The sequence below is a fragment of the Arthrobacter sp. 05L45_2 genome (genome assembly GCF_056397525.1).
This window is the reverse complement of sequence record NZ_JBFTNO010000140.1, coordinates 1-8,583: the sequence shown is the minus strand read 5'-3', so window position 1 is coordinate 8,583 and position 8,583 is coordinate 1. Positions and strand designations below refer to the sequence as shown.

General features: G+C 68.0%; 7 protein-coding genes and 2 pseudogenes. 4 read left to right on the top strand and 5 right to left on the bottom strand.

The window, feature by feature from the left end; genetic code table 11:
- Positions 1 to 223: pseudogene (locus tag AC1DHD_RS11375) on the bottom strand (pyridoxal 5'-phosphate synthase glutaminase subunit PdxT); the annotation flags it as partial.
- A gap of 82 nt (positions 224 to 305) precedes the next feature.
- Here AC1DHD_RS11375 and AC1DHD_RS11370 point away from each other — a divergent pair.
- From AC1DHD_RS11370 to AC1DHD_RS11360, 3 genes are all read left to right on the top strand, one after another.
- Entirely contained in the window at positions 306 to 1,610 is a 1,305-nt protein-coding gene (locus tag AC1DHD_RS11370; RefSeq protein ID WP_476879818.1) for a MurT ligase domain-containing protein, read from the top strand.
- A gap of 116 nt (positions 1,611 to 1,726) precedes the next feature.
- Positions 1,727 to 2,404 carry a type 1 glutamine amidotransferase gene (locus AC1DHD_RS11365; protein WP_476879819.1) on the top strand — a complete coding sequence of 226 codons (678 nt, stop codon included), beginning with the start codon at positions 1,727 to 1,729 and terminating at the stop codon, positions 2,402 to 2,404.
- Positions 2,405 to 2,461: 57 nt separating this feature from the next.
- Positions 2,462 to 2,953, top strand: coding sequence for a GNAT family N-acetyltransferase (locus AC1DHD_RS11360; RefSeq protein ID WP_476879817.1), 492 nt, complete (start codon positions 2,462 to 2,464; stop codon positions 2,951 to 2,953).
- 48 nt (positions 2,954 to 3,001) lie between these two features.
- Here the strand turns inward: AC1DHD_RS11360 and AC1DHD_RS11355 are convergent, their stop codons facing one another.
- Positions 3,002 to 3,499, bottom strand: a complete 498-nt coding sequence (locus AC1DHD_RS11355; RefSeq protein ID WP_476879816.1) for a P-loop nucleotide/nucleoside kinase family protein — start codon at positions 3,497 to 3,499, stop codon at positions 3,002 to 3,004.
- Positions 3,500 to 3,501: 2 nt separating this feature from the next.
- Positions 3,502 to 4,809: a CapA family protein gene (locus AC1DHD_RS11350; RefSeq protein WP_476879815.1), complete on the bottom strand. Its 1,308-nt coding sequence runs from the start codon at positions 4,807 to 4,809 to the stop codon at positions 3,502 to 3,504.
- Between the two features lie 81 nt (positions 4,810 to 4,890).
- Between AC1DHD_RS11350 and AC1DHD_RS11345 the strand changes: the two genes are divergently transcribed.
- Positions 4,891 to 6,903: a M3 family metallopeptidase gene (locus tag AC1DHD_RS11345; RefSeq protein WP_476879814.1), complete on the top strand. Its 2,013-nt coding sequence runs from the start codon at positions 4,891 to 4,893 to the stop codon at positions 6,901 to 6,903.
- A gap of 209 nt (positions 6,904 to 7,112) precedes the next feature.
- On the opposite strand, the gene pdxS is transcribed toward AC1DHD_RS11345, so the two are convergent.
- The gene (pdxS, locus tag AC1DHD_RS11340) at positions 7,113 to 8,039 is read right to left on the bottom strand and encodes a pyridoxal 5'-phosphate synthase lyase subunit PdxS (protein ID WP_476879813.1); all 927 of its coding nucleotides are present in this window, start codon (positions 8,037 to 8,039) and stop codon (positions 7,113 to 7,115) included.
- A gap of 164 nt (positions 8,040 to 8,203) precedes the next feature.
- Positions 8,204 to 8,583 (bottom strand): annotated as a pseudogene (locus AC1DHD_RS11335) (phosphatidylinositol phosphate synthase); the annotation flags it as partial.

Here is an 8,583-nt window from a genome sequence, read left to right as displayed (position 1 = left end):
GGTCGAACATCCGCGAAAGCTTGTCGATGGTGGTCGATTCGCCGCCTGGAATGATGAGGCCGTCCAGGCCGTCGAGTTCGGTGGGGCGGCGGACGGCGGTGCCGGCAGCGCCGGCGGCTTCAACGGCGTGGAGATGTTCCCGGAAGTCGCCCTGGAGGGCCAGGACGCCAATCCGCAGGCCGGATCCCACGCGGGAGCCAGGCGAAGAGTGGGGGGTGGTCATCCTGCCAGCATAGTGCTCGGGGCCGCACCGGGGCGCACCGCAGGACCCGGTTCCATGCCGCCGCTGGGATATATTACAAAGCATGCTCTACTTCAGCGTTCCGCTCGGCAAGTTCGTTCGCCGGGTTTCCCGGCTCCGGGGCGGAGGCTCTGCCCTCCCCGGCCTGGTGGTTGAGAAAATCGACCCTGGGTTTATGCAACGGACGCTCTCCACCCTTCCGCTGGGGGTCGCCGTCGTCAGCGGCACCAACGGCAAGACCACTACCACCAAGATGGTCGTCGAACTCCTGGAGAGCCAGGGCCTGAAGGTCTTCACCAACCGAACCGGCAGCAACTTCACCCGTGGCGTTGCGGCAGCACTGCTCGGCGAGGTGGACTGGCGCGGCCGGCTGGATGCCGACGTCGCCGTCCTGGAACTCGACGAGGCCCACGCCGTGCACTTCGTCAACAGGGTCCCGCCGCGGTATTGCCTGCTGCTGAACGTCCTTCGCGACCAGCTGGACCGATTCGGCGAAATCGACAAGACGGCGGAACTGCTCCAGCACATCGCCGCCAAAACCACCGGAACCGTCGTCCTGAACCGTGAGGACCCCCGCGTCGCCCGGATCGCGGACGCGCTCCCCCAGGCCGGCCACGGCGGCCCTGAAGTGCGCTACTTCGGCCTGGACCATTCACTGCTCAGCACCTTCCCCAACGACGACGAAATGCGGGCCGCGCCGGGCAGCCCGGTGCCGCCGGCACCCGCCAAGCCGGATGCCGACGTCGTGCTCCGCCGCGTGGGTGCCAGCGACGCCGACTTCGAGTACGACGGCGAGATTGTCAGCACCGGCATGAAGCTGCGAGGCGTGTACAACATCTTCAACGCCGCCGCCGCGCTGACCCTGGCCCGTGCGGTCACGGCCGTCCGCGGCACGGGTACCGACCAGGCCGGACTGCTGACGGCGCTGGCCAACGTCGCTCCGGCCTTCGGGCGCGGTGAATCCCTGGTGGTCGACGGCCTCCCGCTGGAACTGGTCCTCGTCAAGAACCCCAGCGGATTCCGGCTGGGCCTGAAGTCGTTCCCGGCCGCCGGCTACGCCACCATGATCGCCATCAACGACAACTACGCCGACGGCCGCGACATGTCCTGGCTCTGGGACGTCGAATTCGACACCCTGCGCGATGCCGGCGTGGACCAGCTCTCCGGCTCCCGCGCCTACGACATGGCCCTGCGGCTGCAGTACGACGACGTTGCGATCGGCGCTGTGGACACCGACATTGCCCCGGCGCTGGCAGCTTTCATCCGCGGCGCGAAGGACCAGCCAAAGCGGATCTTCTGCACCTACACCGCCATGCTGGCCATCCGCCGCGAGCTGTCCAAAATCACCACAGTGGAGGTGGTCTCATGACCCCGGCACCCGCCGACGCCCAGCACGGACTCTCCTTCGGGCATGTCCTGCCGCCCGAGGACCCGGCCGGCCCGGACAAGGGCACCATCCGCGTCCTCCAGCTTTACCCGCGGGACATGAACATCTACGGCGACTGGGGCAACGCCCTGGTCCTCGCCCAGCGGCTGCGCTGGCACGGTTACACCCCGGAACTGCTCGAATACAACGTCGGTGACGAGTTTCCCGCCGATGTGGACCTGATCGTGGGCGGCGGCGGCCAGGACAGCGGCCAGCTGGTCATCCAGGACGACCTTCTGTCGCGTGAAACCACCCTGAAGGAACTGGCCGAGGACGGGATGCCCATGCTGGTCATCTGCGGGCTCTACCAGCTGTTCGGCAAGTTCTTTAAGACCAGGACCGGCTCCGTCATCCCCGGAATCGGCGTCCTCGACGTCGAGACCCACGGCACCGACGAGCGGCTGATCGGCAACGTCGCGGTGTCCTCGCCGGAGTTCGGCACGGTGCTGGGGTACGAAAACCACAGCGGCCAGACGACGCTGGGACCGGGCGTGACACCGCTGGGGACCACGGCGAAGGGCACTGGCAACAACAGCAGCGACGGCCAGGAAGGCGCCCGCTACCGCAACATCGTCGCCAGCTACCTCCACGGGTCGCTGCTGCCGAAGAACCCTGCGCTGGCCGACTTCCTGATCAAGACTGCGGCGGAGCGGAAGTTTGGCAGCTTCGTTCCAGGCACCCCCGATGACACCTACGCCGTGCAGGCACGCGAGCACGCAGCCCGCCGGCCGCGCTGACCGGGACGTCCCCAGGATGCTACGGGTAGCTTCAATCCCGGCGCCCGAGGCCCGTGCATGATCACCATCGCGCGCGACACCCCGGCACGGCCGGACGTGCTGAACCTGCTGGCAGAGCACCTCGCCGACATGGCCGCCACATCACCGGCCGAGAGTGTCCACGCCCTCGACCCGGAGGCTTTGGCCGGTCCGGACATCGCCTTCTGGACTGCTCGCGACGACGGCGGCCCGGACGGCGGCCGTCTCCTTGGCTGCGGGGCTTTGAAGGAACTCGGGACCGCCGAAGGTGAGATCAAGTCGATGCGCACGGCCAACCACGCCCGCGGCCGCGGTGTGGCTTCGCTTCTGCTCGCCGGGATCCTGGACGAGGCGGCGCGGCGTGGTTACCAGCGGCTGTTCCTTGAGACCGGGTCGCAGGAGTTCTTCGCCCCGGCCCGCAGGCTCTACGAACGTCACGGGTTCACCGTTTGCCCCCCATTCGCGGACTACGTCCTGGACCCGCACAGCGTCTTTATGGTCCGCGCGGTTTCGGAGCGCCCGCCGCGCTGACGGGCGGCGCCTGTTGGCGGCCGGCCGCAGTCCCAAGTCCCGCCGTCGTTAGGTGGACACGGTGACTACCGGCAAGCCTTCCGAGGCCTCGGGGTCCTCGAAGATGCCCGCCAGGTGCCGGACACCAGCTTCGTCCAACGGGTGCGAGTTCGGCTCTCCGGCCAACGTCCGGAGCCGCGTGCGCTCTATGGCTGTGTGTAGCGGAGTCCGGACGTGGTGCAGGAGAACGGCGAAACCGGCGCCCGTGGCCCGGTCCCGCCACTCCGCCCGCCGGGCGCGGCTCCACTGGTTCCAGTCGAGGACGACGTCGGTACCGGCCTCCAGGACCTGCCGGGCTGTATCCCATATCAGGAGTTTGCAGGCCTCCGCCCGGCGGCCATACTCGCCTGTTGCGTAGTGCAGTTCCGGGTAGAGCCGGAGCATCCAGTCATCCAGGCTGTACCGGACTGCGGGAAGGGATGCCTGGAGTTCGCCCGCCAGGGTTGTTTTTCCGGCACCATTCAGGCCGCACAACAGGTGGACGGTTGCGGGCAGCGGCGCGGCCACCCCTAGCGTTCCTTGGTGATCAGGAGTTCGTGGGCGCCCGCGGCGGCGGCGCCCATCGATTCCACCACGGTACGGGTCCGCAGCCGGGTGGCCGCGTCCGCCGCGGCGCCGGCACAGGGACCCTGCGGGGCGTCGGAGGCCACAGAGCACCAGCGGTAGGGGCTGCGGACAATGACAGACGGCGCCCAGGCGAGGTCCGACGCGGACCACTTACCGGCGTCGTCCTGGCTGAACTGTGCGCGCAGCAGCAGCCCTTCGTTGTTCACCACGTACCAGGGTGAAAGTTCCGTTACGCCGTTCCCAAGCCCGTAGGCAATCCAGGTCCCCTTGTACCGTTCGATGGGGAGGACCGAGTGGGTGTGGTGGCCGTAGATCATGGTGAACTGGCCGCTGTCCACCAGGGCGTGTGCCACGCTGCGCTGTTCCGCGTTCGGCACGCTGGCATACTCATCCCCCGCGTGCATCACCCCGAGGACAATGTCCGCCCCCAGCGCCCGCGCTTTCTTGGCTTTGGCAATCATCGCGGCAGGATTGAGCATGTCCACCTGCCACGCGAACYCCGGGGTCTGGCCGTTCAGCCCGTAGGCCCCTTCGATCACGGCGATGTTTGCGGCGGCGGTAGGAATGATCATGATGCCGCGGGAATCGGCTTCGCTGCGGTAGGACCCGGTGTGCTGGAGGCCCGCGGCGTCGAGGGCGTCCAGAGTCCGGACCAGGCCCTTGGTGCCTTGATCGATGGTGTGGTTGCTGGCCGTGGTGCAGGCCTGATACCCCACCTGCTGGGCAGCGGTGATGATCTGCGGCGGAACGTTGAACGACGGGTAGGCGGAGAACGGGCCGGTGGGCGTGGACACCGGCGTCTCCTGGTGGCAGATGGCGAGGTCGCTCTTTTCTATGTATCTGCGCTGGCCGGCCAGGAGTGGGCCGAAGTCGAGGCCCTTGGAGCCGGCGGCCAGGGCGTCCGCGCGCGCCTGTTCCCACAGCTGGGCGTGGACCAGCATGTCTCCGGTCATCAGCACCGAGGTGCAGCGGACGGCCGCGCAGGCGGGCCCCTTTCCGGGGGTCGGCGTGGGAGCGGGCGTGGACGGTCCTTGTGTGCCCGGCGCCGAAGCTGTGCTGCCGGGGCTGGAGCCCGCGGATGTACCGGCGGAGGCACCGGCGGGCGCGCCTGCTGAGGTGCCGGACGACGACGGCGCGGAGTTGGCGTCCGGGCGGGCCACAAGTCCGCAGGAGGCCAGGGTGGCCGTCAGCGCAAGCGCTGCAGATCCGGCCAGCAGCCGCCCGCGCAGCCCGGTGGTGATGATATGCATTCCGCCATCGTACGGTGGCCGGGATCACAACACGCGCAGCACTCCATTGAGAACCGGCGCCGTACATGAAAGAGTTATTTCATGACCAACCCCTTGCTGAGCCCCAGCCCCTTGCCCTACGGACTGCCGCCTTTCGCGGACATCGAGGTCCGGCATTACTCCGAAGCCGTCGAARCGGGCCTGGCCGAACATTTGGCCGAAATCCAGGCGATCGTGGACGACCCGGAACCGGCGACCTTCGAAAACACCGCGCTGGCCATGGAGCGCTCCGGACAGCTCCTGCAGCGTGCGGCGGCGTCGTTCTTCACGCTGGTCTCCGCGGATGCCTCGGACGCCATCCGGGATCTTGAGACGCAGCTCTCCCCCGCGTTCTCGGCGCACCAGGACGCAGTCTATTTGAACCGGGGGCTGTTCGAGCGTTTCGCTGCGATCAATACCGACCGGCTTGACGCCGAATCGGGCCGGCTGGTGACCGAATACCTCAAGGAGTTCCGCCAGTCGGGCATCCAGCTCGACGACGCCGGCCAGGAGCGGTTGAAGGCGATCAACGCCGAGCTGTCCACGCTTGGCACCGAGTTCGGCCAACGCGTGAAGGAGGGCATGAAGTCAGCCTCGCTGCTGCTCGATGACGCCGCCGACCTCGCCGGGCTTCCCGCCGACGACGTCGCCAGCGCCGCCGAGGCCGCCCGGACCGCGGGCCACGAGGGGAAGTTCCTGCTCACCCTGATCCAGCCGAGCAACCAGCCGGCACTGGCCGCGCTCGAGAACCGTGATGTGCGGCGCCGGCTGTTCGAGGCTTCCGTCAGCCGCGGCACGGGCGGCGGCAGCCTGGACGTGCTGGATCTGGTCAAGGACATGGTCCGGCTCCGTGCCGAGAAGGCGGCGCTGCTCGGGTTCGCGAACTTTGCCGAGCTCAGCGTCGACCAGCAGACCGCCCCGGACTTCGAAGCGGTGCAGGCCATGATGAACCGGCTGGCCCCGGCCGCTGTCCGGAACGCCGACGCCGAGGCCGAGGCCCTGGCAGAGGTCGCCGGCCACCCGCTGGAGGCCTGGGACTGGGCGTACTACTCGGCGAAGGTCAAACGCGAGCGGTATTCCGTGGACGAACAGGCCCTGCGGCCGTACTTCGAGCTGGACCGGGTGCTCCGCGACGGGGTGTTCTTCGCCGCCAACGCCCTGTACGGCATCACGTTCCACGAGCGCACCGACCTTGCCGGCTACCACCCGGATGTCCGGGTCTGGGAAGTGAAAAACGCCGACGGCACCGACCTCGGGCTGTTCCTGGGCGACTACTACACCCGGGATTCCAAACGCGGCGGGGCGTGGATGAACTCGCTGGTGGAGCAGTCCGGACTGCTGAATACCCGGCCRGTGGTGATCAACAACCTGAACATCTCCAAGCCGCCCGCCGGGGAACCCACCCTGCTGACGCTGGACGAGCTCCGGACTACGTTCCACGAGTTCGGGCACGCCCTGCATGGCCTGTTCTCCTCGGTCACCTACCCGCGGTTCGCCGGCACCTCCGTGCCGCGCGACTTCGTCGAGTACCCGTCCCAGGTCAACGAAATGTGGATCATGTGGCCGGAGGTGCTCGCCAACTACGCCCGGCACCACGCCACCGGCGAGCCGCTCCCGAAGGAAGCGGTGGACAAGCTCAACGAGGCCGCCCTGTGGGGCGAGGGGTTTGGCACCACGGAGTACCTGGGCGCGGCCCTGCTGGACCTTGCCTGGCATGTGCTCGACGGCTCGGAGATTCCCGACGACGCGCTGGAGTTCGAAGCGAAGGCCCTCGCCGCGGCCGGGGTGGCGCACAGCCTGATCCCGCCCCGCTACCGGACCGGCTACTTCCAGCACATCTTCGCCGGCGGCTGGTACGCGGCCGGGTACTACTCCTACATCTGGAGCGAAGTCCTCGACGCCGAAACCGTGGAGTGGTTCAAGGCCAACGGCGGGCTGACCCGGGCGAACGGTGACTTCTTCCGCGCCGAACTCCTCTCCCGCGGCAACAGCCGGGACCCGCTGGAGTCCTTCCGTGCATTCCGCGGCCGGGACGCCCAGCTGGAACCTCTGCTCAAGCGCCGCGGCCTCGAGTAGGTCCCTTAAGAGGAAACGACGGCGGCGGGCCACCCAAATAAGGTGACCCGCCGCCGTCGTACTCATCAAAAGCGCAAGGCCCCGGGCGGTGTGATCCGGCAGCGTGCGTAAAAGGGGCCCCGCGCCCCGGGCTGCCGCTTAGCTGCCAACAAGGCGCGGGGAATAGCACGCCGAGGATCAGCGCCGTCCGGCGCCCTCATTAGCGCGAGTTACCAGCCGCGCTCGGCGAGGCGGTGCGGCTGCGGGATCTCGTCGACGTTGATCCCGACCATGGCTTCGCCCAGGCCGCGGGAGGCCTTGGCGATAACGTCCGGGTCGTCGAAGAAGGTGGTGGCCTTCACGACGGCGGCGGCGCGCTGGGCCGGGTTGCCGGACTTGAAGATGCCGGAGCCGACGAAGACACCGTCGGCGCCAAGCTGCATCATCATGGCGGCGTCAGCCGGGGTGGCGATGCCCCCGGCGGTGAACAGCACGACCGGGAGCTTGCCGGTGGAGGCAACTTCCTTGACCAGTTCGTACGGGGCCTGCAGTTCCTTGGCGGCGACGTAGAGTTCGTCCTCGGGCAGGGCGGCCAGCTTCAGGATCTCGGCGCGGATCTGGCGCATGTGGGTGGTGGCGTTGGAGACGTCTCCGGTGCCGGCCTCACCCTTGGAGCGGATCATGGCCGCGCCCTCGTTGATGCGGCGCAACGCCTCACCGAGGTTGGTGGCACCGCAGACGAACGGGACGGTGAAGTTCCACTTGTCGATGTGGTTGGTGTAGTCGGCCGGGGTCAGGACCTCGGACTCGTCGATGTAGTCGACTCCGAGGGACTGCAGGACCTGGGCTTCGACGAAGTGGCCGATCCGGGCCTTGGCCATCACGGGGACGGACACGGCGTCGATGATCTTGTCGATCATGTCCGGGTCGCTCATGCGGGACACGCCGCCCTGGGCGCGGATATCGGCGGGAACGCGCTCGAGCGCCATGACGGCAACGGCGCCGGCATCCTCGGCGATGAGGGCCTGCTCGACGTTGACGACGTCCATGATGACGCCGCCCTTGAGCATCTCCGCCATGCCGCGCTTGACGCGGCTGCTGCCCGTWACGTTCTTGGCGGACGCGCCGGCTTCGYTGCTTACATCAGGTGTAGACACAAAAACCCCTATGGGTAGATAGATGACCTCGCCGGGGCACGGGCGGCACGCAGATGACAATCTGGCGTACACCGGCTCGCACACACCGGATTACCGGGAACCATTGGCCGGTAAGGCTAATACTAGTCCCCCGCCGGGGCCCGGTTGTATTCCGGTTACGGTGTTCAGGCGGCCTGTTCGCTGGCCGTTCCCTCGATCTCGTCGACGGACTGGCGGTGCACGGCGGCGATCCGCTGCACAATGGTCACGAAGCTGGCCACGGCCAGCAGGCAGAGGGTGGCGAGAAGGACCACCGTGGGCAGGCCGAGACCCGTAAAACCGGTGACTACCAGCACCGAGACCAGCCGTTCGGCCCGCTCTGCGATCCCAACGTTCGCGTGGTAGCCGAGCGCCTCCGCCTTGGCCCGCGCGTAGGACACCACCATGCCCAGCACCAGGCAGACGACGGCGGCGATGGCGATGGGGGTATCGGCGCCGCCGGTGAAGAACCWGATGGCGACGCCGGCGAAGAGCGCACCGTCGGCGACGCGGTCCAGGGTGGAAT